This is a genomic window from Streptomyces sp. NPDC045026, from assembly GCF_056432625.1.
On sequence record NZ_JBWKIS010000013.1, the window covers coordinates 166,118 to 190,430 of the forward strand.

Annotated in this window: 23 protein-coding genes; 16 read left to right on the top strand and 7 right to left on the bottom strand. The window is 70.6% G+C overall.

Annotated features, from left to right (window positions below; genetic code table 11):
* Positions 1–364 precede the first annotated feature (364 nt).
* The 3 genes from AC07EJ_RS26445 to AC07EJ_RS26455 all read left to right on the top strand — a co-directional run bounded on the left by AC07EJ_RS26445 (position 365) and on the right by AC07EJ_RS26455 (position 3,354).
* Positions 365–1,585 carry an MFS transporter gene (locus tag AC07EJ_RS26445; protein ID WP_389479956.1) on the top strand — a complete coding sequence of 407 codons (1,221 nt, stop codon included), beginning with the start codon at positions 365–367 and terminating at the stop codon, positions 1,583–1,585.
* Between the two features lie 214 nt (positions 1,586–1,799).
* Positions 1,800–2,735, top strand: coding sequence for an SMI1/KNR4 family protein (locus tag AC07EJ_RS26450; protein WP_478885038.1), 936 nt, complete (start codon positions 1,800–1,802; stop codon positions 2,733–2,735).
* Positions 2,736–2,784: 49 nt separating this feature from the next.
* The gene (locus AC07EJ_RS26455) at positions 2,785–3,354 is read left to right on the top strand and encodes a DinB family protein (protein WP_478885039.1); all 570 of its coding nucleotides are present in this window, start codon (positions 2,785–2,787) and stop codon (positions 3,352–3,354) included.
* Between the two features lie 9 nt (positions 3,355–3,363).
* Here the strand turns inward: AC07EJ_RS26455 and AC07EJ_RS26460 are convergent, their stop codons facing one another.
* On the bottom strand, positions 3,364–3,612 hold the full coding sequence (locus AC07EJ_RS26460; RefSeq protein ID WP_478885051.1) for a DUF397 domain-containing protein: 249 nt from the start codon (positions 3,610–3,612) through the stop codon (positions 3,364–3,366).
* A 46-nt stretch (positions 3,613–3,658) separates the two neighbouring features.
* Positions 3,659–4,489: a helix-turn-helix domain-containing protein gene (locus tag AC07EJ_RS26465; RefSeq protein WP_478885040.1), complete on the bottom strand. Its 831-nt coding sequence runs from the start codon at positions 4,487–4,489 to the stop codon at positions 3,659–3,661.
* A gap of 121 nt (positions 4,490–4,610) precedes the next feature.
* On the opposite strand from AC07EJ_RS26465, the gene AC07EJ_RS26470 reads away from it, so the two are divergent.
* The 7 genes from AC07EJ_RS26470 (at position 4,611) to AC07EJ_RS26500 (ending at position 10,903) form a co-directional block, all read left to right on the top strand.
* Positions 4,611–4,829, top strand: coding sequence for a hypothetical protein (locus AC07EJ_RS26470; RefSeq protein ID WP_389544875.1), 219 nt, complete (start codon positions 4,611–4,613; stop codon positions 4,827–4,829).
* Positions 4,830–5,960: 1,131 nt separating this feature from the next.
* Entirely contained in the window at positions 5,961–6,692 is a 732-nt protein-coding gene (locus AC07EJ_RS26475; protein WP_478885041.1) for a hypothetical protein, read from the top strand.
* Between the two features lie 161 nt (positions 6,693–6,853).
* On the top strand, positions 6,854–7,303 hold the full coding sequence (locus tag AC07EJ_RS26480) for a hypothetical protein (RefSeq protein ID WP_393585720.1): 450 nt from the start codon (positions 6,854–6,856) through the stop codon (positions 7,301–7,303).
* Positions 7,304–7,400: 97 nt separating this feature from the next.
* Positions 7,401–8,018: an RNA polymerase sigma factor gene (locus tag AC07EJ_RS26485; RefSeq protein WP_389480081.1), complete on the top strand. Its 618-nt coding sequence runs from the start codon at positions 7,401–7,403 to the stop codon at positions 8,016–8,018.
* Positions 8,015–8,758 carry a hypothetical protein gene (locus tag AC07EJ_RS26490; RefSeq protein WP_389479982.1) on the top strand — a complete coding sequence of 248 codons (744 nt, stop codon included), beginning with the start codon at positions 8,015–8,017 and terminating at the stop codon, positions 8,756–8,758. Before AC07EJ_RS26485 ends, AC07EJ_RS26490 begins: the two co-directional genes overlap by 4 nt.
* 310 nt (positions 8,759–9,068) lie before the next feature.
* Positions 9,069–9,755: an RNA polymerase sigma factor gene (locus tag AC07EJ_RS26495; RefSeq protein WP_393585721.1), complete on the top strand. Its 687-nt coding sequence runs from the start codon at positions 9,069–9,071 to the stop codon at positions 9,753–9,755.
* Entirely contained in the window at positions 9,755–10,903 is a 1,149-nt protein-coding gene (locus AC07EJ_RS26500; RefSeq protein WP_389479987.1) for a hypothetical protein, read from the top strand. The genes AC07EJ_RS26495 and AC07EJ_RS26500 overlap by 1 nt, the downstream gene beginning before the upstream one ends.
* A 342-nt stretch (positions 10,904–11,245) precedes the next feature.
* On the opposite strand, the gene AC07EJ_RS26505 is transcribed toward AC07EJ_RS26500, so the two are convergent.
* Entirely contained in the window at positions 11,246–12,097 is an 852-nt protein-coding gene (locus tag AC07EJ_RS26505; RefSeq protein WP_389479990.1) for a L,D-transpeptidase family protein, read from the bottom strand.
* Positions 12,098–12,330: 233 nt separating this feature from the next.
* Between AC07EJ_RS26505 and AC07EJ_RS26510 the strand changes: the two genes are divergently transcribed.
* Both AC07EJ_RS26510 and leuE read left to right on the top strand, forming a co-directional pair.
* Complete coding sequence (locus AC07EJ_RS26510; protein WP_389479993.1) at positions 12,331–13,911, top strand: acyl-CoA mutase large subunit family protein; 1,581 nt, start codon at positions 12,331–12,333, stop codon at positions 13,909–13,911.
* A 65-nt stretch (positions 13,912–13,976) separates the two neighbouring features.
* Positions 13,977–14,633, top strand: coding sequence for a leucine efflux protein LeuE (gene leuE / locus AC07EJ_RS26515; RefSeq protein ID WP_389479996.1), 657 nt, complete (start codon positions 13,977–13,979; stop codon positions 14,631–14,633).
* A gap of 79 nt (positions 14,634–14,712) precedes the next feature.
* Here the strand turns inward: leuE and AC07EJ_RS26520 are convergent, their stop codons facing one another.
* From AC07EJ_RS26520 to AC07EJ_RS26535, 4 genes are all read right to left on the bottom strand, one after another.
* Complete coding sequence (locus tag AC07EJ_RS26520; RefSeq protein WP_389479998.1) at positions 14,713–15,612, bottom strand: class I SAM-dependent methyltransferase; 900 nt, start codon at positions 15,610–15,612, stop codon at positions 14,713–14,715.
* A 94-nt stretch (positions 15,613–15,706) separates the two neighbouring features.
* On the bottom strand, positions 15,707–16,852 hold the full coding sequence (locus AC07EJ_RS26525) for an acyltransferase family protein (protein WP_478885042.1): 1,146 nt from the start codon (positions 16,850–16,852) through the stop codon (positions 15,707–15,709).
* Positions 16,849–18,186 carry a polysialyltransferase family glycosyltransferase gene (locus AC07EJ_RS26530; protein WP_389480004.1) on the bottom strand — a complete coding sequence of 446 codons (1,338 nt, stop codon included), beginning with the start codon at positions 18,184–18,186 and terminating at the stop codon, positions 16,849–16,851. The genes AC07EJ_RS26525 and AC07EJ_RS26530 overlap by 4 nt, the downstream gene beginning before the upstream one ends.
* Positions 18,183–19,163 (bottom strand): glycosyltransferase family 2 protein, encoded by a 981-nt coding sequence (locus tag AC07EJ_RS26535; protein ID WP_389480007.1) that lies wholly within the window; start codon positions 19,161–19,163, stop codon positions 18,183–18,185. The genes AC07EJ_RS26530 and AC07EJ_RS26535 overlap by 4 nt, the downstream gene beginning before the upstream one ends.
* Before the next feature lie 198 nt (positions 19,164–19,361).
* Here AC07EJ_RS26535 and AC07EJ_RS26540 point away from each other — a divergent pair, with 198 nt between their 5' ends.
* The 4 genes from AC07EJ_RS26540 (at position 19,362) to AC07EJ_RS26555 (ending at position 24,145) form a co-directional block, all read left to right on the top strand.
* Positions 19,362–20,678, top strand: a complete 1,317-nt coding sequence (locus AC07EJ_RS26540) for a DUF6716 putative glycosyltransferase (protein WP_389480009.1) — start codon at positions 19,362–19,364, stop codon at positions 20,676–20,678.
* A 26-nt stretch (positions 20,679–20,704) separates the two neighbouring features.
* Complete coding sequence (locus AC07EJ_RS26545; RefSeq protein ID WP_389480011.1) at positions 20,705–22,015, top strand: cytidylyltransferase domain-containing protein; 1,311 nt, start codon at positions 20,705–20,707, stop codon at positions 22,013–22,015.
* A 14-nt stretch (positions 22,016–22,029) separates the two neighbouring features.
* Positions 22,030–22,968: an N-acetylneuraminate synthase family protein gene (locus AC07EJ_RS26550; protein WP_389480013.1), complete on the top strand. Its 939-nt coding sequence runs from the start codon at positions 22,030–22,032 to the stop codon at positions 22,966–22,968.
* 88 nt (positions 22,969–23,056) lie between these two features.
* Positions 23,057–24,145 carry a hypothetical protein gene (locus AC07EJ_RS26555; protein ID WP_389480016.1) on the top strand — a complete coding sequence of 363 codons (1,089 nt, stop codon included), beginning with the start codon at positions 23,057–23,059 and terminating at the stop codon, positions 24,143–24,145.
* Positions 24,146–24,313: the final 168 nt, after the last annotated feature.

The following is a 24,313-nucleotide window of genomic DNA, read 5'->3' on the forward strand; positions in this document are numbered from 1 at the left end:
GCGGGGACCAGTGAGCGCGGGGCTGGAACTGCGTCAGCGGTCCCCGTCGCGTCAGGCCTCGGCCCCACCTGCGGCGATGTCCCCGGTTCCGGCCCCCGACGCCTCCACCAGCACCCCCGGCCGCGCGCGCCTCCCCGGCCCCGGCCGCCCGCACCCGGGCCACGGTCTCCTCGAAACTCTCGCCCTCGCACGAGGTGGGGCAGAGGAAGTCGGCGATCAGGACGCGCCGATGGCCACCTGTACGAGGAGCGCGGCCGGGTGTCGTGTCCGCGCCGATCTGCCACAAGCCCAGGCGCACGTACGACCTTTCGCGTATCGGCGAAACAGTGAACACGACCGCCGGTCCTCTCCCAGACTTCGATGCATGCGCAGCTACCGCACCCTGTTCCGCACGCCGGAGTTCACCCCGTTCCTGCTCTCCTTCGCCGCTTTCGCCGCCGCCCAGACGATCGGCGGCCTGGCCCTGGGCACGCTGGTCTTCCGGGCCACCGGCTCCCCGCTCCTGTCGGCGTTGAGCATGTTCGGGCCGCAGCTGGCACAGCTGCTGGGGGGCGCGTTCCTGCTCTCGGGCTCCGACCGCCTGCCCCCGCGCGCGGTCCTGTCCGCCCTCGCCCTCGCCTTCGCGGCCGGCACGGCGGTCCTCGCGCTGCCCGGGCTGCCGGTCTGGGCGGTGTTCGTCGTCGTACTCCTCCAGGGCCTGGTCGCGTCGCTGGGCGGGGGAGTGCGCGGGGGGCTGCTCAACGAGATCCTGTCGAAGGACGGCTACGTGCTCGGCCGTTCGGTGTACAACATGCTCTGGGGCCTGACGCAGATGGCCGGTTTCGCGACGGGCGGCGCACTGCTTGCGCTCCTGTCCCCCCGGACCTGCCTGCTCCTCGCGGCAGCGCTGTACGTGGTGTCGGCCCTCGCCACCCGCTTCGGCCTCACGGCGCGGGCACCGCGCTCCTCCGGCCGTCCGTCCGTCGCGGCGACCTGGCGCACCAACGCCCTCCTGTGGTCCTCGCGCCCCCGCCGCCTGGCGTACCTGGGCCTGTGGGTCCCCAACGGCCTGGTGGTAGGCAGCGATTCGCTCTACGTCTCCTACGCTCCCGGAGCCGCCGGCACGCTGTACGCGGTCGGGGCGCTGGGCATGTTCGTGGGTGACATGGCGGTGGGCCGCCTGGTGCCGCCCGGGGTGCGCCCCCGTCTCGCGACCCCGCTGCGACTGCTCCTCGCGGCTCCCTACCTGTTCTTCGTCCTGCGGCCGGGAGTGGCGCTGTCGGCGGTGGCCGTCACCGTCGCCTCCGTCGGCTTCGCCGCGAGCCTGGTCCTGCAGGAACGTCTGCTGTCCCTCACCCCGGACGACCTCGCGGGCCAGGCCCTCGGCCTGCACGCCACCGGCATGGCCGCCTTCCAGGGCATCGGCGCCCTCCTCGCGGGCACGTTCGCCCAACTCGCCTCCCCTGCCGCGGCGATGACGCTGATGGCGGCCGGTTCGGTCACCGTGACGCTGGCTCTCGCGGCGCTGGGCAGGCGGGAGGAACGACGGCCGGCCGACCCCGGTACGCGTCCGGACGTCCTGCCGGAACCCGCCGCCACGGACTAGGCCGTTGCTCCCAGGCGCCCTGATGCGAGGAGCGTCCCGCCCCACTTCCGTCCGACCTGGCGCTGGACGATGCGCTGCGGGTGGCCGCACGCGTAGCGATGTCCGAAAGTTCCGGCCGCTCGCGCGCTGAGGGCGGCGTGTTGTAGAACCGGCCCGGTTTCCCCGAGGAGAACGGGAGGAGCCGCGAGTCGAGCGCAGGAGGTGGGAGGCGGCCATGGATACAGACGAACTCGTTGATGCCATAACGCGGTTTGTCGGCAGCGGTGCCCAGCGCTACGAGTGCTGCGAGGACGGGCATGGCGCAGGGCACCTATGCCTTGCCCTCTCCGAAGAGCTCGACCTCCTCGAACTGATCGAGGGGATCAGTAACCGCTACGGGGCCTCCCGCAACCTCGCCATGCGCGGCTATACCGATCCCACTGTCGACGCGACCACCGGACGGCCCGTGCTCACGCCCTTCGGTGCTGACGTGATCAACATGCGGGCCTGGGCCCATGCCGACCAGTGGATCGGGGCCGGGACGGTCCGGGTGGGGGACGACATACGGCACGTCGTGCTCGTCGCCGAGCGGGACGTGCCCGTCGTGGAGGAGCTGGAGCTGCCCGGCGACGCGACATGGGTGGAGCGGGTCGTCGCCGTGACCGGGTGGGCCGGCGAGGCCCGTACGGTCGACTGGGCCGCCGTCGAGGAGCGGCTCGGCACCCGCCTGCCCACCGACTACAAGCAGCTCAGCGAGATCTTCGTGAACGGAGCCTTCGACGGGTTCCTCAGCGTCTACGGTCCGGGCCGCAGCGTCCCCGGTGAAGACTTCGTCGAGCACGCCGAGTTTCTGACCGCGTTCTCGTCGCGCGAGGGCAGGAGACTCTGGGAGCCGCACGACATCTACCCCGCCCCTGGCGGCCTCCTCCAATGGGGCTCGTCCGAGCAGGCGGACGAGTTCTACTGGCTCACCGAAGGCGACGACCCCGACCGCTGGCCCGTCCTCGCGTCGCAGGACATGCCCGACACCTGGACGCGATTCGACGGCACCGTCGCCGAGTTCATCTTCCGCATGCTCACCGAGCGCTCGCACCCCCACTCGATGGCCCGGTACTACGACACACACTGGTTCCAGAGTTACGAAGAAGAGGAAGAAGAGGAAGAAGAGTAGGGATGCGGCCCCGCAAACCGGTGGCGGGCACGAGTCGCCACCGACGACCATGCGACGTATGACCGACCAACCCGCACGATGGAGCCAGGCGTCCGTCTACCCCGACATGTGGGCCGACCCGGACGACGATCCCCGCAGCAGTGAGGGAGTCAGCGCGGACGGCGAACTGGCGACGCTCCAGACTTTCCTGACGGACTACCGCCTGACCCTGCGCATGAAGTGCGAGGGCCTGGACCCGGAGCAGCTCGCCCGGCGGTCGGTGCCGCCGTCGACGATGTCGCTGCTCGGCCTCCTCCGCCACCTCGCCGAGGCGGAGCGGGACTGGCTCAACTGGATCACTGACGGCGAGCCGCTGCCGAAGCTGTACGGCGAGCGTGACGGGGACTTCGACGGCGCCGTCGCCGAGCAGCCCGTGATCGACGCCGCGTACGCCGATCTCGAACGCGAGCAGGCCGCGACGGACGCTGCGCTCGCGGGGCACGCGGATCTGGGCGAGCGTCTCGGGAAGGCCGAGATCCCGGTACGGGAGCTGATGGTGCACCGGGTCGAGGAGTACGCCCGCCACTGCGGGCACGCCGACCTGCTTCGTGAGTGCATCGACGGGAGGGTGGGCCAGTAGGCCCGCCGCTCAAGGGTGCGGGCGGTCGGCCGCCTTCACCGCACCGAGGAACGCCGTCCACGCACCGCTCGTGAACACGACGGCCGGACCGTGAGGGTTCTTGCTGTCACGTACGGGGACGTGGGCGGCGCTGGGGGAGTCGTTGACCTCCAGGCATTCACCGCTTTCGCCGCCGCTGTACGTGGACTTGCGCCAGGCGTCGCTGACTTCGAGGCACTGGCCGCTCTCGCCGCCGCTGTAACTCGACTTACGCCACATCGGCAGGACTGAAGCGTCGGGGACGCGGATGCCCTGCCACTGCTGCTCACTGCTGCTGTGCGTCATGCTCGCAATCCTCCGCGACGGACCTGATCAGCGCCAGGGACTTACGGTGCGACAGGGCGTCGCCCATGGCGTGATCGTAGGCCGTCTGACATTCGCTTACCACGGAGGGGAGTTCGAGGACCCGGCCCCATGTGAGGCCCTCCACGTACGCGACCTGCGGCAGGTCCTTGAACCACATGAGGGACACCGGGCCCTCCAGGAGAGCGTGCAAGCCCACAGAGAAGGGCAGCACGTGGACGCGAATGCGGCGGCTTTCGCCCAATTCCACGATGTGAAGGAGCTGTTCGCACATCACTGCAGGGCCTCCCACAGGGCGGCGCAACACTGCTTCGTCCAGGAGGAACCACGTCACTGGTGACTTGAAGTCATCCAGGACGCGGGCCCTTGCCAGACGTGTGACAAGGAGCCTGTCACGTTCCTCGTCGGTCTTCGGCGGGAAGCCGGACTGGAGGACTTCGCGGGCGTAGGACTCGGTCTGGAGCATGCCGGGCACCAGCTTCGGTGCGTAGGTCCGGATCACCGTCGCCTGTCGCTCCAACTCCAGTGCTTCCGCGAAGTGTTCGGCGACGCTTCCCTCGCCCTGCGTGGGTAGGAAGTTCTCGAAGACCCCACCCGTGATCAGCACCTTGTCGAGGCGCCGGGCGTCCTCCAGCGACGGCCGGCGGCGCCCCGCCTCGATGTGCGCGATGTGCGTGCGGGACATGATCGCCCGCACGCTCAGCTCCTCCTGTGTGAATCCCGCGGCCTCACGACGCCGCCGCAGCTCATCCCCGTAACTCGTCCGGGAACCGGGATTGTCCTCGATCGCCATCCGTAACTCCCGTATGTGCGACTTGCGTTGTCACGCTCGGACCACTGGCGAGCCTAGCTGTGGCGACCTCACTCTGTGACCGCATTCCTACGCAGAGCGAGATCGAGAGGCAGTGCGAAAGATGCAGCACGAGGAAGGCGCGTTCGTCGCCCACACCGGTACGGACGTCTACGGGCCCGGCAAGGTGCTCGGCGTCGACGGGGAATCGCGGCGCGTGCGCTTCGTGTACTTCGTGGCGACGATCGCGGCGCGAGACCTGCGGCCCGCTTCCGAGAGTGAAGAGGTATGGGTGCGGGCGTGGCTGCGGGAGCGTGCGCAGAGGTACGGCGGGCAGTGGTGATTACGTCAAGTGACCATTCGCATACGCGAGTTGCGATACGGTGAGCACGACAGCACGCCTCACATGAGGCGGCCCTCAACGCCGGTTCCAGCCAGCGAAGAGGGCCTTCATCACCAGTGGAAGAAGCCACCGGAAAATGCTCCGTCATGCTATCGCGCCTGCCCGTTTCTTCAGTCAGGTGCCGAACGAAATCCTCCGCCATCCGCGCCTCTCGTCGGACGCCGTATGGCTGTTGACCTGGCAGTTGTCGCTGCCCGATGAGGCCAGGGACCCGTTGTCCAAAACCGCCCGGCAGGCCGGGATCGGCAAGTGCGCCTTCAACCGCGCCAAGGGCGAACTGAAGCGCGAGGGCTATCTGCACGAGTGGCGCCAGCAGGGTGTCCGTGGGCTGTGGTCGACCGTGCAGCTCGTCTCCAATGTGCCGCTGAAGCCGGAGCAGGCGCTCGCCTTACGGGACGGTGCTCCGGCGGCGGAAACCCGGCCGCCGGTGAGCCGACCGGCCGGACCGTCGGCCGTCATCCAGAAAAACCCGTTCTTGAGAACACCCCCCACCATCCCCGGACGCCCCCGGAGACGGAGGCGCCCGAGGCTACGGACGCCGGGCGCCAACTCATCGCCACGATCCTGGACTTGGAGCCTCGGCTCCGTATGCCGCGCGGCATGCTGCCGCAGCTGGCGGCGCTGGCGAGCGCCTGGCTGGAGGCGGGTCACACGCCAGGCGGCGTACGGGCGCATGTGCGGCGCAGCTTGCCGGGCCCGAAGCAGCCGATCCTCAAGCCCGGAGGCCTGCTCCGGTACATCCTGAGCGACGTACCACCGGCGCCTGTCGCGGAAGCTCTCCCTCGGTCCGTAAAGCCACGCATCGCTCAACTGCGTGAATGCGAGGGCGTCCACACACAGGCGCGCCTGTTCCGGCCGGAGGGTGACGAGGAGTTCTGCGGAGAATGCCTGCGGGGGCGAGTGCCTGACGGCGCGGCACGGCTATAGACCCGCTCCCGGTTGCCGGGATGCGGAAACCTGTACCTCCCACGGATTGCCGTCCGAGCTCGTTGTATCCCCGTTTCCGTCTCGCGGAGGATGGGGCGGAGGGGGTGGGCCATGACAGTACGGGCGAGGGCTACGGCTCAGAGCATGGGTGGGGGACCGGGCAAGGGCGGTGCGCGTCGGCAGTCGCCGGGCCGGGCCCGGGTCGTGGGCGTGCTGCTGATCCTGGTTTCTCTGACATCGGCGGTGCTCTGCTACATCGCGTTCGCTTGGTGGTTGCCCTCCGACAGGGATCGCTACCGGGACTACGTGGCAGCCGAGCCCTGCCCCGCCCGTGCGACGGCGACCGACTGCCTGAGCACCTGGCATCTCACCGTCGTGAAGAAGGAGATCAAGAGCACCGGGAGGACCTCCACCTACAAGGCGATGCTGAAGGACGGGGACTCCTGGCAGGGAGTCGTCGACTTCGGTGACCCGGGGCCGGTCCTGGAGCGGCTGAAGCCGGGCGAGCGGGTCACCGCCACCATCTGGCGCCGCGACATCGTGGTGCTCAGCGCGGGCGGCTTCCGGCAGAACAGCTCCGAGGCGCCCCGCGACGAGATCCAGATGAACGCCGCCATGGGCATGCTCGCCGCGTTCTTCGCGGCTCAGGCGTTCGCGTTCGGTGCGGTACGCCTGGTCAGCCCCCGCGCCTACGCGCCCTTCACCTGGGACCCGTACGGCGGGCGGTTGCTCATCGCGAGCGCCGTTGTCTGCTTCGGGGTGGGGCTCCCGGCGGTGTGGACCGGCATCCCGTGGTGGATCGTGCCCGCCCTCGGACTCCCCGCCATGGCGTGCGCGGCGGTGCTGTTGTACCCCCGCCCGCTCCGGAAGCCCTGACTTAGATACTCATCCGCCCCCAAAGGTTGTACGGACTTTGGGAATTGGCCATGTGAGAAGCGACATGCGTGTGACGCGTGATGCTTCGGTGACGTCATCCGCTGGGCCAAGCGGGGGGACGCGAATCCGGCCCCCCGGGACCTGAACGAGGGGCGGACATCATGGGTGTGGGCCACAAACCCGAACTGAACGCGGCGGACATGCGACGGCACGCCGCGGGATTCGTCGCGCACGCCACCGCGCGCAACCGGCTCCCGCTCGACTACACCGTCGCCAGCCTCCGCGTCGCGGACTTCCTCATCGACGGCCTCCGTAAAGGGACTTCGGACCGGGCGTCGGTCGCGGGGGCCCTGTTCGGCATCGGCGCGTACGCGGGGGAGGTGCTCGTGCGCCGGGCCGGCGCCGTGTGGGTCGACTTCGACGCCGCCCAGCGCGCCTACTTCGGCCAGCCCGCCGGCGTCCGCATGCCCGACGGGCGCGTGTGGAACCCCCTCGGCAAAGTCGTCAACCGCTTCGAACTCGGCCGCGAGGAATCCCTCCAGACCTTTTACCTGACCCTCCACGGGCGCGGTGGTGACCGCGGGAAGGGCGTGACCTGCGTCGCCAAGTGACATTTCTGTGGGCCGGGACGCTGATGACCGTAGGGGCATGGACATGATGACCTGTGCCGCGTCGGTTCGGTACGCGGACGTACGAAGAGGACAACGGTTGGGCCAGGGTGGGGAGCCCCGTCGCACGCACGCCCGCGACGAAGAGCTGAGCATGGCCGTGGCGCGGGCGCAGGAGGGGGACGAGGCCGCCTTCGCGGTCGCGTACCGGCTCGTGCAGCCCGGTCTCCTCGGATATCTGCGGGGCCTCGTCGGCGACGAGGCCGAGGACGTGGCCGCCGACGCCTGGCTGGAGATAGCCCGCGACCTCGGGCGCTTTCGCGGGGACGGCGCGGGGTTCCGCGGCTGGACCGCCACGATCGCCCGCCACCGCGCCCTCGACCTGCTGCGGCGCCAGAAGGTGCGCCCGCGCCCCTCCGGCCTCGAACAGGACATGCTCGAACTCCCCGGCACCCACAGCACGTCCGACCAGGCTCTTGAGACGATCTCCACCGAACAGGCGCTCACGCTGATCCGCGACCTTCCGCGCGACCAGGCCGAGGCGGTACTGCTGCGCGTCGTCGTCGGGCTCGACGGACCCGCCGCCGCGCGCGCCCTCGGCAAGCGCCCCGGCGCCGTGCGCACGGCCGCGTACCGGGGCCTCAAGAAGCTCGCGGACCGGATCGGCGCGCGAGGTGTGACGGATGACGGCCCCACAACGCTGGGGGAGTCGAGATGACTGAAAACCCACCTGCGCGCCATGACGGGCGCGATGAGGGGCCGCCCGGTCCGGACGGCGTCGGAGGCTTCGAGACACTGCTCGCCGCCGCCGTGCGTTCGGCGAAGCCGCGGGACGGCGGCGAGGAACAGGCCGTGGCCGCGTTCCGCGAGGCCCGCGATCAGGGAGCTCACTCGGCCAGGACACGGCGCCGCGACGACTGGCGTCCGCGCAGGCGCGGACTGAACCGTTGGTCGGCCCGTACGGCCGTGGGCGCGCTGCTCGCGAGCGTCACGCTCGGCGGCGTCGCGATGGCCGGCATCGGTGCCCGTGGCGACGCGTCGGGCGACGACGCTCAACGGCGGGCCACGCCCCGGCGGAGCGCCACCGACATCCCGGCACGGCATTCCCCCGACGAGATCCGGCCACCCGGCGCGGTGTCCACCCGGTCCGGGACCGCTGCGCCCGGCCGGTCCGGCGATCACCCGGATCAGGCCGGTGACACGCTCGCCAAGTGCCACGCGTACGCGTCCGTACGGGACCGGGGCGCGGCGCTCGACTCGCCGGCCTGGCAGCGCTTCCTCGCGGAGGCGGGCGGAGAGGCGTCCGTGGACACGTACTGCGCGGCCGAGGCGGCACGCCAGGAGACCGGTAACGGCAACAGCGGCGGCAGCGGCAACGCGCCCGACGGGAAAGCCGACGGCCGTCGGAACGGGCACGCGAGCCCGACGCCGGGCCAGGTCAAGAGCCCGAAGAAGTAAGTCGGGCGAGGCCAAGAGCCCTAGAAGTAGGCAGAAGTAAGAAGAAGTGGGCGAGCACCCTGAGGACCAAGGGCACCGCCGGGACGGCCGAGGCCGCCACCCCCCACAGGAGAGGCCCCGGCCGTCGCGCGGTACGGGCCGCGCGGCGGCCCGTACTACCTTCAGCGCCGCGCGTGCGTTTTCTGTCACACCGCGTTGTGTCACGTGATAGTTGCGGGTTGTACAAACGTGGACGGGGAGCCGTATCAGGCCGTAGCGTGCTGGTTCGCGTCGGTGAGCGGCGCTGGGGTTTAAGCGCAAGGGTGGCGCAGTGCTGGGGGACGACGCGGAGCTGACGGCCGCGGTGCATGCGGCGCAGGACGGGGACGAGACCGCGTTCCGGACTGTGTACCGCGCCGTGCATCCACGCCTGCTCGGGTACGTACGGACACTCGTCGGTGAACCGGACGCGGAGGACGTCGCGTCCGAGGCCTGGCTGCAGATCGCCCGGGACCTCGACCGGTTCAGCGGGGACGCCGACCGCTTCCGCGGCTGGGCCGCACGCATAGCCCGTAACCGCGCCCTCGACCACATACGCATGCGAGGGCGCCGGCCCGCCATAGGCGGCGACGAGACCGAGCTCACCGGCCGGCCCGCGATATCCGACACCGCCGACGAGGCCATGGAACTCCTCGCCACCGGTGACACGCTCGCGCTCATCGCCCAGCTTCCGCAGGACCAGGCCGAGGCCGTCGTCCTGCGCGTCGTCGTCGGGCTCGACGCGAAGAGCGCCGCCCAGACACTCGGCAAGCGTCCTGGCGCCGTCAGAACGGCCGCGCACCGCGGCCTCAAGCGCCTCGCCGAGCTCCTCGGCGCGGAAGGTTCGCAACCGCATACGGTGCAGGCGGGCCAGGACGGCACGCTCGACGCGGTACCGCCCCCCAGAGAGCCGCGCGGGCATGCGGTGACGCCCGCCGGTGTGACGCATTCGCGGACGCGGACGCAGAAGGACATGTGATGGCCGACGAGCACAACAAGTGGCTGGACCGGGACGCGGCCGAGCGTCTGATGCGCGGTGAGCCCCTGGAAGCCGTCGACGCAGCCACCCGCGCCCGCGCCGCCCGTCTAGCCGAGACACTCGACGCACTTGCCGTGACACGCGTAGACGGAGGCGAACTGCCGGGCGAGGCGGCCGCGTTGGCCGCGTTCCGCAAGGCGCGCGAATCCGTAGCGCAGGAGCCGGGCGCCGCGGCCCTGAAGGCACGCCATGCCAGGCCCCGCGGTGCTCTCGCCGCGACCACCTCGCTCCACGGATCCGTGGGCCGGGAGAACGACGCGAACGCAAATGCCGGCGCCGACGGGCACGCCGCTTCCGACGTCGGCAGTGTCCGCCTCGCGAGACCCGACGCGCGGCCCGTCCGCTGGGGCCGCCCGGTCCGGTTCGGGATGGCCGCCGCGCTCGCCGGATGCATGATCGGCGGTGTCGCCGTCGCGGCCGGAACCGGAGTGCTCCCTTCGCCGTTCGGCGGCCGGAACGAACCCGGACCCGCCGCCAGCGTCTCCGCCGCCGCGTCTCCCGAACAGCCCCTCGCCTCACCGTCGCCCGACATCTCGGAGACCGACGGGGGACGCTCGGGCAGCGCCGTGCCCGACGGCCACTCGCACGAGCCCGGCTCGGGTGCCCCGTCGCGGAACGACACGGCGGGCCGACCCGGCCCGTCGACGACGCGGCCCGGCACCGGCCCGCGCGAGTCGGACGCCTCGGACCGGGAGGCCTGGCGGCAGCGCCTGGTCGACGCCTGCCGCAAGTACCGCGACGGCGAGCTGAGCGACTCCCAGACGGAGCGCCTCAAGGCCGCCGCGAAGCGCATCGCCGCGAACAAGCGGGACCGTGACCCCGACCGCTTCTGCGCTCGCGTCCTCGCAAAGGCCGACGAGACCGGCAGCGGCGAGGGCGACGGCGGCAACAACGACGACGGCAAGAACAGCGGCAAGGACGGCACCGCGGGCGGCGCCGAGGACAGCCCGAACGGCGGCGGCTCCGGCGCCGTGCCGACCGCCTCGTGGGTTCCGTCCGAGCCGATCGGCGACAGCTCGCGCACCGAGCCGACGGCGCCGTCCGCGACGGCCTCGGCCACGTACAGCGCCGCGCCCGCTCAGCCCTGAGCCGTCGCTGAGCCCTCCCTGAGCCCTTCCCGAGCTCTCCCTTCCTGAGCTCTCCCTGAGCTGTCCTTGAGGCGTCCTTGAGGCGTCCTCGAGGCGTCCTCGAGGCGTCCGCGAGCTGTCCCTGAACTCGCTCAGACCTGCTCTGACCTGCGGAGACAAATAATTTCCGAGACGGGTGTGACGTTTTTGGCCGCGTGGGCGCAGTAACAAGTGAGCCGACTGGTCATCGGCCGTGCACGAGCCGCGGGTTCCCCCCGTACCTTCGGCTCTGTGCCACTGGCGCGGGCGGGACACGTTCCCCCGGTCCCGCCCGCGCCCCACTCCACTCCCTCTCCCCGCAGGTCACCAGTAGACGACGACCTTGTCGCCGTCGCGGACCTGCGCGAACAGGGACGCGATCTTCCCCTCGTCCCTCACGTTGACGCACCCGTGCGAGGCCCCGCTGTAGCCGCGGGCCGCGAAGTCCGCGGAGTAGTGCACGGCTTGGCCGCCGCTGAAGAACATCGCGTACGGCATGGGCGTGTGGTAGATCGTCGAGACGTGGTGCCGGGACTTCCAGTACACGTGGAAGACGCCCTCGCGGGTGGGCGTGAACTGCGAGCCGAACCGCACGTCCGTGGTCATCAGCGCCTTGCCGTCGATCATCCATGTCAGCGTGCGGCTGGTCTTGCTGATGCAGACGACGCGGCCCGTCATACAGCGCCGGTCCGGCTTCGCCGCGGGCTGCCCGCCGGACGCGTACAGCTCGTCGCGCGTCGGGGCGTGCGTCATCTTCACCAGCCGCGCCCACGTCACCGTGTCCGTGTTCCCCGTGCGAGGCAGGCCCCGCTTGCCCTGGAAGCCCTCGATCGCCTTGGTCGTGGCCGGGCCGTAGTTCCCGGTCGGCCCCTCGAAGAGCCACGCGACCTGCCGCAGCCTGGCCTGGAGTTCGCGCACCTTGGCGCCGCTCGCGCCACGGGCCATGAGGACCTTCGGCGGCGGCGTCGGTCTGACCGACGGGGTGCGCGAGGGGGCGGCGCCCGGCTTCTTCGCGCCAGGCCCCTTCGCGTCGTCGGAGGGGGCCGGTGATGCCGGGCCGTTCGCCCTCGGCGGCGGCTGCTTGCCGCCCGTGTCGACGGCCTGTGTCCTGCAGCCGCCGGCCAGGGCGATGACCCCGGCGACGGCGAGTGATCCACGTATGACGGTCGCACGCATCCGGACCCCCGCTGGCTCGCCACTCATCCGATGTGCCAACAGAGATGGTTCCCGCGCGCGTCCGGTTGCGAACTCGGCGTAAGTGCCGCGCATTGTGGGATGGAGGAAAGGTGAAGGACAGGCTGTGAGCAAGGTCCCAGCCTGCGGCTCTCCACCGCGAGCAGGCCCGCCGCTACAGTCCGTCGCGAGGGTCGACCCAACTGGCAAGTAACACCCGAGCTGGAGGCACAACCATGGCGCGCGAGTCTGAGTCAGGACTGCCCATCGAGCCGGTCTACGGCCCTGATTCGCTGGCCGACTGGAACGCGGCCGAGAAGCTGGGCGAGCCCGGCAAGTACCCGTTCACGCGGGGCGTCTACCCGTCGATGTACACCGGACGTCCGTGGACGATGCGCCAGTACGCCGGCTTCGGCACCGCCGTCGAGTCCAACGCCCGTTACAAGCAGCTCATCGCCAACGGCACGATGGGTCTGTCCGTCGCCTTCGACCTGCCCACCCAGATGGGCCATGACTCGGACGCCGCGATCGCGTCCGGCGAGGTCGGCAAGGTCGGCGTGGCCATCGACTCGATCGACGACATGCGGATCCTGTTCGGCGGCATCCCGCTCGACAAGGTGTCCACGTCGATGACGATCAACGCCCCGGCGGCGCTGCTCCTGCTCATGTACCAGCTCGTCGGCGAGGAGCAGGGCGTCCCCGCGGACCAGCTGACCGGCACGATCCAGAACGACGTGCTGAAGGAGTACATCGCGCGGGGTACGTACATCTTCCCGCCGAAGCCCTCGCTGCGGCTGATCGCCGACATCTTCAAATACTGCAAGGCCGAGATCCCGAAGTGGAACACGATCTCGATCTCCGGCTATCACATGGCGGAGGCCGGCGCCTCGCCCGCGCAGGAGATCGCGTTCACGCTCGCGGACGGCATCGAGTACGTGCGCACGGCCGTCGCGGCCGGCATGGACGTCGACGACTTCGCGCCGCGCCTGTCGTTCTTCTTCGTGGCGCGCACGACGATCCTGGAGGAGGTCGCCAAGTTCCGTGCGGCCCGCCGGATCTGGGCCAAGGTCATGAAGGAGGAGTTCGGCGCGAAGAACCCCAAGTCGCTGATGCTCCGCTTCCACACGCAGACCGCGGGCGTGCAGCTCACCGCCCAGCAGCCCGAGGTCAACCTCGTCCGCGTCGCCGTCCAGGGCCTGGGCGCGGTGCTCGGCGGCACGCAGTCGCTGCACACGAACTCCTTCGACGAGGCCATCGCGCTGCCGACCGACAAGTCCGCGCGCCTCGCCCTGCGCACCCAGCAGGTCCTCGCCTACGAGACCGACGTGACCGCCACCGTCGACCCGTTCGCCGGCTCGTACGTCGTCGAGAAGATGACGGACGACGTGGAGGCCGCCGCCCTCGCACTCATGACGAAGGTCGAGGACCTCGGCGGCGCGGTCAACGCCATCGAGCACGGCTTCCAGAAGAACGAGATCGAGCAGTCCGCGTACCGCATCGCGCAGGAGACCGACTCCGGCGAGCGCGTCGTGGTCGGCGTCAACCGCTACCAGCTCGACGCCGAAGAGCCCTACGAGCCGCTGCGCGTCGACCCGGCGATCGAGGCCCAGCAGGCCGAACGCCTCACGAAGCTGCGTGCCGAGCGCGACCAGGCGGCCGTGGACGCGGCGCTCGCCGCCCTCAAGAAGGCGGCGGAGGGAGAGGACAACGTCCTGTACCCGATGAAGGACGCCCTGCGCGCCCGCGCCACCGTCGGCGAGGTCTGCAACGCGCTGCGCGACGTGTGGGGCACGTACATCCCGACCGACGCGTTCTGAGGCCGCGTATCACCCTCTGACCAGGGAGTGTCGTATGGCCATATAGGCGTGCGACACTCCCTTTCATGCTCGGTGTCATCAATCTCCCGACCTATCTGGCCGGTCTCGTCCTCATCGTCCTGCTGCCAGGACCGAACTCCCTCTACGTGCTCTCCGTGGCCGCCCGCAAGGGCATACGCACCGGATACGCGGCCGCCGCAGGTGTCTTCACCGGGGACACGGTCCTGATGACACTCGCCGCGCTCGGCGCGGCCTCCGTGCTGCAGACGACGCCCGTGCTCTTCCTCGTCGTGAAGTACGCCGGAGCCGGCTATCTGACGTGGATGGCGATCGGCATGATCCGGTCGGCGCGGGCGCTGTGGAAGCAGCGTGGTGAGCCCGCCGTCGAGGCCGAGGCGCTGCCGGTGACCGGGAGCGGTGACGAGCACCCGTACCGCCGCGCCCTGATCGTCAGCCTCTTCAACCCGAAGGCGATCCTCTTCCTGATCTCCTTCTTCGTTCAGTTCGTGGACCCGCACTACGCCTATCCGGCGCTGTCCTTCGTGGTCCTCGGCGGGCTGCTCCAGACCGCGAGCTTCCTCTACCTCTCCACCCTGATCTTCAGCGGCACCCGCCTGGCCGGCGCCTTCCGGCGCCGCAAGCGGCTCTCGGCGGGCGCGACCACCGCGGCGGGCGTCCTGTTCCTGGGCTTCGCGGTGAAGCTGTCCCTCGCGGGGGCGTGAGGGGCTTCTGCCCGACTGGACCTAGGGCCTCTCGTTTGGATCATGCCGGGCTCGCGGGGTCTGATCAAAACGAAAGACCCTAGCCCCTGCGGGTGCGGCGTACGGCCCGCGTGACGATCGGCGGCAGCAGGTTCACGGCGATACGGCGGGCCAGGCCGCGCCTGCGTGTGGGGGCCGGCTGTGGGGCGGGGGCCGCCTTCGGTTCCTCCGGTGCTTCCAGGTGGTGGCGGGAGCGTGGGGACGCGGGTGCCTTGACCGCCTTCGACTTCACGCGGACCAGGCGGTGCCCGGCCGCCTGCTGCACGCTCAGCGCGATGTCGTCGCGTTCCCTGAGCATGTCGAGGAGCTCGCCCTGGAGGGGTTCCGGGTCCTCCCACGTGGCGTACAGCTTCTGGGTGCTCAGGCAGAGCGGGCGCAGGCCGCGGTTGAGCACGGCCTCCCAGGCGGCGACGGAGACGCCCGGCGTGTGCTCCGAGCGGAAGTCGTCCAGGACGACGATGCCGCCCGGGGCGAGCAGCTCGCGGGCGGCGCCGATGTCGCCGTACACGTGCTCGTAGAGGTGCGAGGCGTCGATGTGGACGAAGCGGCAGGTGCCCGGGTCGACCTCCGTGGAGATCACGGAGCTGGGCGCCTGGACGACCTTCGGCAGCTCGTCGTGGAACGAGAGGTAGTTCTCCTCGAAGGCCTGCCGGGTCAGTGAGGCGTACGACTTGGTGGACTCGGCCTGGTTCGCATCGTCGGGGGCGTCGCCCTCGAACAGGTCGCACACGGTGAACTTCTCGGCACCGTGCAGGTGCTGTCCGAGAAGGACCGCGCTCTTGCCCATGTAGACGCCGAGTTCCAGCAGATCTCCGCGGACCTCCCGGCGCGCCTGGCCTTCGAGGAGCCAGGTGAACAGGAGTTGGTCGAGCGGAGGGAACCAGCCGGGGACGTCATCGAGGTCGATCGGGCGCCGGGCGGTGGTGTGCACAGCAGTCATGGGACGCGAACTTATGAGCTCCTGATCGACAGGGTCAAGGCGCTCGCAGATCGCATCCGCCAATCGGGCAGCAAACTCCGCCGGGTATGAATCCTCAGTGAATCCTGGCGGAAGTGGGGTTCATCCGTTTGCGCAGGAAAGGTGCAAGCGGCTTCTCGACGAAGCGGTTCAGGAGCCACGCGAGGACGAGCATCGCGACCACCGTGAGGGTGAACGTCATGGCCGAAGGCAGCCCGAGACGCCGGTGCAGCGCCTCGATCGCCACCCAGCCCAGATGCTCGTGGACCAGGTAGAACGGGTACGTCAGCGCACCGGCGACCGTCAGCCACCCCCAGTTGATCCGGTTCAGCAGCCCGAGCGCTATGGCGCCCACCGCCACGAAGCCGAGGGTCACTATCAGGATGATCGCGCCCGACCCCCGGTACGAGAAGAAGTGAGGATTCGGTGCGTGCCACAGTGCGGCCACCGCGTAGTGCTGGCCGATCAGCCAGCTCACGAGGACGATGCCCCACGCGGTCATGTCACGGCGGTCGAGGTGGAGCAGATACAGGCCGACGCCGCCGATGAAGTAAGGCGCGTACTCCGGCATCAGGATGACCTTCAGGGCCGGCTCGCCGGACGCCTGGGTGATCGCGGCGGCGAGCGTCCACACGGCGCAGAACAGCACGATGCGGCGCCGGTTCGCGCCCGGCAGGACGACGCACAGGGCGAACAGCGCGTAGAAGCGGACCTCGGCCCACAGCGTCCAGCAGACGCCGAGGACCCGGTCCACACCGAGCGGCTGCTGAAGCATCGTCAGATTGAGGAGCGCGTCGCTGGGCGAGACCGCCTTGTACGCGACCACGGGCAGCGCGAAGACCGCCGTCACCAGGATCACCGCCGCCCAGTACGACGGCAGCAGACGGGACGCGCGGGAGGCGAAGAACGAGCGCAGGGGCTTGCCCCAGCCGCTCATGCAGATCACGAAGCCGCTGATGACGAAGAAGATCTGCACCCCGAGGCAGCCGTAGGCGAACCACTGGTGCAGCGAGGGGAATTGGACCTTCGGTGACGTGCCCCAGGCCTGGGACACCTCGCCGTCACGGCCGCCGTAGTGGTACGCGGCGACCATCAGGGCGGCTATGAGTCGCAGGCCGTCCAGGGCTCTCAGCCGCGGTGCGTGCGCGCGGGGACGCGCGGTCCGCACCGTGGCGTCCGCTCCCGGAGAAAGCTGGGGGAGCGTCGTCTCCGAAGTGCTCATCCGAGGGCAGCCCGCTTGAACGAGCGCGCACGGCGGGCGACCCGGCGCACCGCCGCGTTGCGCGGAATGAACGCGAGCTGGGACGGCACGGCACCGGGCAGCGCGAGCGACGTGAGCCGGCGGCGCTTGAAGTAGCGCCACGTGTGGTCGTTCAAGTGCGTCGAGAGGTAGCGCTCGGCCGCCGCCCGCAGGTCCGGGTAGATCTTCGGCTGCATCGCGAAGCCGACCGCGCGCACCAGCTGGTTCAGCTCGGCGGTCGCCGTGCCGGACTCCTGCGCGGTCACGGCCGCCCGCTCCGACAGCTCGGGCAGCAGCGCGTCCACGATCGTGACCGGGACGCGGTTGCTGTTCTGGTACGGCGCGAGCCGGTCGAGGAGGGTGCCGGTGCCGATGCGGGCGACCGGGATGCCGTAGAACGCGGACGCGGTCAGGAGCGCCGTCGAGAAGCAGCCGACCACCAGGGCCGGGCGCATCCGCTGGTACAGGACCTCGGCGAGCACGGGCGTGTCGAGGACGGTGAGTTCGGCGCCGAGCTCGGCCGCCTTCGCCTCCAGCGTGCGCGACCAGGTGGCCGGCGCCGTCGGGTGGGGCTTGAAGACGATCCGCGTGTGGCCGAGGGCGACCGCGCCGCGCATCATCCGCACGTGCAGGTCTTCCTCCTCCTGCGCGGTGAGGATGTCGAGCGCGGACAGGTACTGCCCGAGCAGCACCGCCGGTCCGGGTCCGACGGGCGGCAACTCGCCGCTCACGTCGCTCAGTTCGGCGAGCACCTTCACGAAGACGTCCGTCGGGACGACCTCGGGCTCCACGCCGAACTCCGTGAGGAGCAGCGGCTTCAGGTCCGGCACGAGGTCCAGATGCAGCAGCCGCCGCACCCGCGTGCCGACCAGCGGGTCGAGCTTGTTGCGGGTGGGGCCGTAGCTCATCAGGCCGTCCGCGTACACGTCGACGGGGACGCCGGTGAAGATCTGCGCGATCGCCATCGCCGGGTTGACCTGGATCGACTCCACGGCCAGCTCGACGTCGTCGTCGCCCAGATTCCAGGCGAGGCGCAGGTGGCGCTCCCACAGCGGTACGTCGTCGGGGCGCGGGGCCCAGCCGCCGGGGTGGAACGGCGCGATGGTCTCGTTCCACGACACGACGTCGTCGAAGCGGTCACGCAGCCGCTCGAAGCCCGGCATCTCGTCGACGGAGGGCGTCGTCTCCGGGGTCGCCGCGTTGTTCGCGACGAGCAGGATGCGCCGGTCCGCGGGTGCGTAGCAGTCCGCGTCGAGGGCCGCGGCGATCGTCGCGGTCCCGTACAGCGTGGAGGCGAGGAAGATCTGCGTGGTCACGCGGCAGCCACCCCCGCCGTGGCGGGGCGGCGCCGCAGCCGGCGCAGGCGCGTCGCCCGCTGCACGTCCATCGAGTCGAGCGCGTCGTCGAGTACGTCCTGCGGCATGCGCTTCAGCGCCGCGGAACTCAGTGTCTTCAATTTGCGCGCCACTGCAGGTTCGAACCTTTCGATGGATCCCAAGTGGTGGGAAATAATCGCGCAGTACGTACGGACGGCCTTCGGGAGAAGTTTTTCCGCGTCCTTGTCCTGCGCCGTTTCCGCCACCACCTGGTCGAACGCCTTGATGAAATCGAGCTGCCGCACGTCGCCGATCTGTGTCAGTGACGAGGCGACACCGCGCCGGTAGAACACGCCGAGAAGTCCCACCGCGGCAAAGGATTCCGCCTCGCGGTGCAGCCGCCAGATCCACGGCCTGTCCTCGGCCGTGCGCAGGCCGTCGGTGAAGTGGAGGAGGCCGGCGTCGGCGAGCCGCCGGTGGTACATGCCGGCCCACGCGTACGCGTAGTCGACGGACGTCGAGCGGTCGGCGGGCAGGATCGCCTCGCGCGGATCCATGACGACACCGCGCCTGCCGGTCGGCACGCGGTGGACGGTGCGGGCCCGCGCGGTGCACTGGACATGGTCCGTACGGACGAAATCGCAGCCCAGGCCTTCGATGGAGGCGAGCAGTTGCTCGTAGTATCCGGGGGCGAGCCAGTCGTCCCCGTCCAGGAATGTCAGGTACTCACCGCGCGATGCGTCGAGTCCGGTGTTGCGCGCGGTGGCCAGGCCTCCGTTCTTTTCGTGTCTGACCAGGACGGCGCCGGGCAGCTCGCGCTCGGCGCGCGCGAGAATGTCCGGGGTCTCGTCCTTCGAACAGTCGTCGACGAGAATGAATTCGAAGTCGTCGCGCGCGTTGGCACGAAGACTTCTGAGGGTGTCGGGCGCGTATTGCTGCACGTTGTAGAACGGCACGATGACGGAGAGCTTGACCACGAGAAGGACGCTAGGCGGCGGCCCGGCATTCGTCTTGACCGATGGTGAGATGTCAGGTGAACGACGCGTGGCGGAATAGTGAACCCGCCTGCTTCCCGGCCACTTCCCGGCCGGATTCGCCATTCGTCGGTTCGCTGTTAACCGTTTGTTGCACTCCGGTTGGGCCGCGGTCCTAAATCGCTTCCTAGCTTCTTGGGTGTGCCAGCAAGTACCTCTGAGACCCGACGGGTCGCCGTGCTCGCGGACTCCGACACCCGGTGGAAGTGGGGCGCGCTCACCGCGCGCCGCCTCAACCCCGACGAGAGCCCGCTCAACGGATTCCTCCTGCGCGGCCGGGCCACCCCGACGCCCCGCCAGCTCGACGAGGTCGGCGTCCGCGCCGACAGCCTCGACGAAGTCACCGCCGTCGAATTCCTGCGCCGTATGGAGCAGGACGCCGACCGCTACGACGTCGTCGTCCTCGCCCTCGTCGGCGGCGCCGTCCAGGCCATGCTCCACGGCCTCGCGCGGGCCTGGCAGGGCAGGGCCAAGCGGCCCGTCGTCGTCACCGGCTACGTGGGAGTCGTCTACGAGAAGCTCGCCGACGGGCTGCTCCTGCGGCACGGCGCCGACATCGTGCTCGCCAACTCCCGCCACGACGCGGACCGTTTCCGCGCCGTGTACGAGGGCGTGGACGCCGACGCCTCCTCGGTGACCGAGTGCGCGCTGCCCTTCCTCGGCGGCACGCCGTACGAGGAGACGCACGACCCGTACACCGTCGTCTTCGCCGCGCAGCCCTCCGTGCCGGACACCCCCGCCGACCGCGCCTACCTGCTCAAGCGGCTCGTCGGACACGCCCGGCTGCACCCCGAGCGCGAGGTACTGCTCAAGCTGCGCAGCAAGCCGGGCGAGCACACCACGCACATCGAAGAGGCGCCCTACCAGAAGCTCGTCCAGCGGATCGACGGCGGACTGCCCGCCAACTGCCGCCTCGTCTACGGGCACATGGGCGAGGTACTCGACCGCACCGACCTCCTGGTCACCGTCAGCTCGACGGCCGCGCTCGAAGCCCTGCACCGGCGCATCCCCACGGTCCTGCTCACCGACCTCGGGGTGCGCGAGGCGCTCGGCAACCACCACTTCACCGGCTCCGGCTGCCTCGCCTCCTGGGACCAGCTCGACGCGGGACACCTGCCCAAGGCCGACGAGGAGTGGGTGGCCGGCCAGGGCGTCGCGGCCGACGGCACGTACGACACCGCCTTCGACCAGGCCCGCGCCCGGGTCACCGGCCTGACCGGAGCCGACCGGCTTCCGCCCCTGGCCCCCTACTACAGCCTCACCACCGCCCCCGGCTATCTGCCGCGCATCCTCGCCCGCCACCACCTCGCCCCCGACGGGACGCCGCTGCCCGGCGCACCCGCCGCCGGCAAGGAGCCCGGCCCCGTCCGGCAGATCGTGCGCCGCGCCGCACGTGGCGCCTACCGGCACGGAGTGCAGCGCGTGGCGCCCGTCATCCGGCGGATGGGCGAGCTGTGAACGCCCGTATCCCTCAAGGAGACCTGATGACCAACCCGGAAGCGGGCACAGCGGCACCGGTCCGCCGCGTCCTCGCCGTGATCCCCGCCCGTGGCGGCTCCAAGGGAGTGCCCGCCAAGAACCTCGCCCCGGTCGGCGGCGTGCCCCTCGTGGCCCGCACCGTCCGCGAGTGCCGCGCCACCCGGCTCGTCACGGACGTCGTGGTCTCCACGGACGACGCCGCGATCGCCGCCGCGGCCCGCGAGGCGGGCGCCGAGGTCGTCCTGCGGCCCGCCGCCATCGCCGGCGACAAGTCGAGCTCCGAGGCGGCCGTGCTGCACGCCCTCGACGCCCACGAGGCCCTCCAGGGCGCCGCGGTCGACGTCGTGCTCCTCGTGCAGTGCACCAGCCCCTTCATCGTCCGCGAGGACATCGACGGCGTTGTCAACGCGATCGTCGAGAAGGGCGCCGACTCGGCCCTGACCGTCGCCCCCTTCCACGGCTTCGTGTGGCGTGACGGTGATGACGAGCCCGCGCCGCCGGCCGCGCCCGCCGCCGTCGAGCGCGCCTCCGTCGAGGGCGGCACCGACACCCTGCTCGCCCCCGCGGCCACCAGCGGCGGCTACGGCGTCAACCACGACAAGTCCTTCCGCCAGATGCGCCAGGACCGTCCCCAGGACCTCCTGGAGACCGGCGCGGTCTACGCCATGGACGCGAGCGGCTTCCGCGAGGCCAAGCACCGCTTCTTCGGCCGCACGGAACTCGTCCGCACCGACCCCGCGCGGGTCCTGGAGATCGACGACCCGCACGATCTCGCCCGCGCCCGTGCCCTCGCGCCGCTCTTCGACGCGCACAGGCCCGGCACCCTCCCGACCGCCGAAGACATCGACGCGGTCGTCCTCGACTTCGACGGCACCCAGACCGATGACAAGGTGCTGATCGACTCCGACGGACGGGAGTTCGTCACCGTGCACCGCGGTGACGGCCTCGGCATCGCGGCCCTGCGCAAGTCGGGCCTGCCGCTGCTGATCCTGTCCACGGAACAGAACCCGGTCGTCGCCGCCCGGGCCAGGAAGCTCCAGATCCCGGTCCTGCACGGCATCGACCGCAAGGACCTCGCACTGAAGCAGTGGTGCGAGGAACAGGGCATCGCGCCCGAGCGCGTGCTCTACGTCGGCAACGACGTCAACGACCTCCCGTGCTTCGGCCTCGTCGGCTGGCCCGTGGCGGTCGCGAGCGCCCACGACGTCGTACGAGGCGCCGCGCGCGCGGTCACCACTCTCCCCGGTGGTGACGGCGCGATCCGAGAGATCGCCACCTGGATCCTCGGCCCTTCTCTCGACTCCCTCAACAAGTAAGGAACTCCCCAGTCATGAGCACCAACTCCCGCCTGCGCACGTTCGGTTCGAAGACGGCCGGTCCCGGTCGGCCCGTCTACATCACCGGTGAGATCGGCATCAACCACAACGGTGACCTCGACAACGCCTTCAAGCTGATCGACGTGGCCGCCGAGGCCGGCTGCGACGCCGTCAAGTTCCAGAAGCGCACCCCGGAGATCTGCACCCCGCGCGACCAGTGGGACATCGAGCGCGACACCCCCTGGGGGCGCATGACGTACATCGACTACCGCCACCGCGTCGAGTTCGGCGAGGACGAGTACCGCCAGATCGACGAGCACTGCAAGAAGCGCGGCATCGACTGGTTCGCCTCCCCGTGGGACACCGAGGCCGTCGCCTTCCTGGAGAAGTTCGACATCCCGGCCCACAAGGTCGCCTCCGCGTCGCTCACCGACGACGAGCTGCTGCGCGCCCTGCGCGCCACCGGCCGCACGGTCATCCTCTCCACCGGCATGTCGACGCCGAAGCAGATCCGTCACGCGGTCGAGGTCCTCGGCTCGGACAACATCCTCATGTGCCACGCCACGTCGACCTACCCGGCGCAGGCGGAGGAGCTCAACCTCCGCGTCATCAACACCCTCCAGGCCGAGTACCCGAACGTCCCGATCGGCTACTCCGGCCACGAGACCGGCCTGCAGACCACGCTGGCCGCCGTCGCCCTCGGCGCCACCTTCGTCGAGCGCCACATCACCCTCGACCGCGCCATGTGGGGCTCCGACCAGGCCGCCTCCGTCGAGCCGCAGGGCCTCACCCGCCTCGTGCGCGACATCCGCACCATCGAGGCGTCCCTCGGTGACGGCGTCAAGAAGGTCTACGAGTCGGAGCTCGGCCCGATGAAGAAGCTCCGCCGCGTCGCGGGCGTCGTCGCCGAGTCGGAGATCGCCGTCGCCGCGGGCGAGCCGGTCGGCGTCTGACCGTCCGACGCCCGCCCGTGTGGGCCGGCGCCCAGCCCGGCGCCGGCCCACGGGCCCCAACCCCCCCCACAGGTCCCTCGGAGGGCCCATGTCGCCCGTGTCAGCAGCACACTCCGGACGCCGCTCCGGAACCCTGTGTTTCGTGGAGAGCCCCGTCCAGCTCCTCAACGTCCTGGAATGGGCGCATCGCGCCGAGAGCACCGACAAGACGGACCGGATCACCCTGGTCGTCCTGTCGCCCACGGACCCCATGACCCGCGGCCAGCTGCGCCGCATGGCCGAACTCGCCCGCGACGAGGGCCACACCGTCCGCTGGGAAGAGGCACGCGGTGGCACCACCGCGCCCTTCCACACGATCGGCGGACTCGCGGGCGCGCTGCGCAAGGCCGCCCGCATCGTCATAGGCGACCCGTTCTCCCGCTACGTGCAGCTCCTGCTGACGATCACCCGGGCCGCCGAACTCGTCGTCGTCGACGACGGCACCGCGACCATGGAGTTCGTCTCCCAGCTCGCCCGCGGCGAACGCCTCGTGCGCTGGCACCGCCGCGGTGGCCGACCCGGACCGCGCGACGTCCTCTTCGCGCCCGTCTCCGCCGTCGCCCGCCGCCGCCTCACCCCCGACGGCGCCCACCGCACCGTCGAGGTCTTCTCGGCGATGCCGATCGACTCGATCCCCGACGGCGTCCGCGTCACCCGCAACGACTTCACCTGGACCCGCGCCCGCTTCGGCCCGCCCCGCATGACGAAGGGCGCCGACCTGGTCGGCACGTCCCTCGTCGAGACCGGCGTCGTCGACCCGGACCGCTACCTGGAGGCCGTCCGCGCCCTCGCGCGCACCCACGGCGCGACGCGCTACTTCGCCCACCGCCGCGAGAGCTCGGACAAGCTGCACCGCCTCGCCACCGAGACCGGCCTCGAAGTGGTCCGCCCCGACCTCCCCCTCGAACTGATCGCCCGCCGCGGCCCCATCGGCCGTACGATCCTCAGCTTCCCCTCGACGGTCGTCCACACCCTGCCCCTGGCCCTCGTCGGCACCGAGGTCCGCGTCGCCGTCTGCGACATCGACCCGGCCTGGCTGACGGAGAACGCCTCACCTCGCGCCCAGGGCTTCCTCGCGGGCGTCACCGGCACGGCGCGGGACGTCCACCGCCTCGCGTCGGTCGCCCCGGCCGTGTGAACGTACAGCAGCACTTGGCAATACCTTGGTGATCGCATAGCCGCGCGGAGGGCAACGGAACGGTGTCCGGGCGGGTCAAACCCACCGCACCCCCCACTCCGTATCCGTACAGAGCGCCAGAGGAACCCGTGACGCACCCCCGACACCGCCTCTCCAAGAGACGCCGCT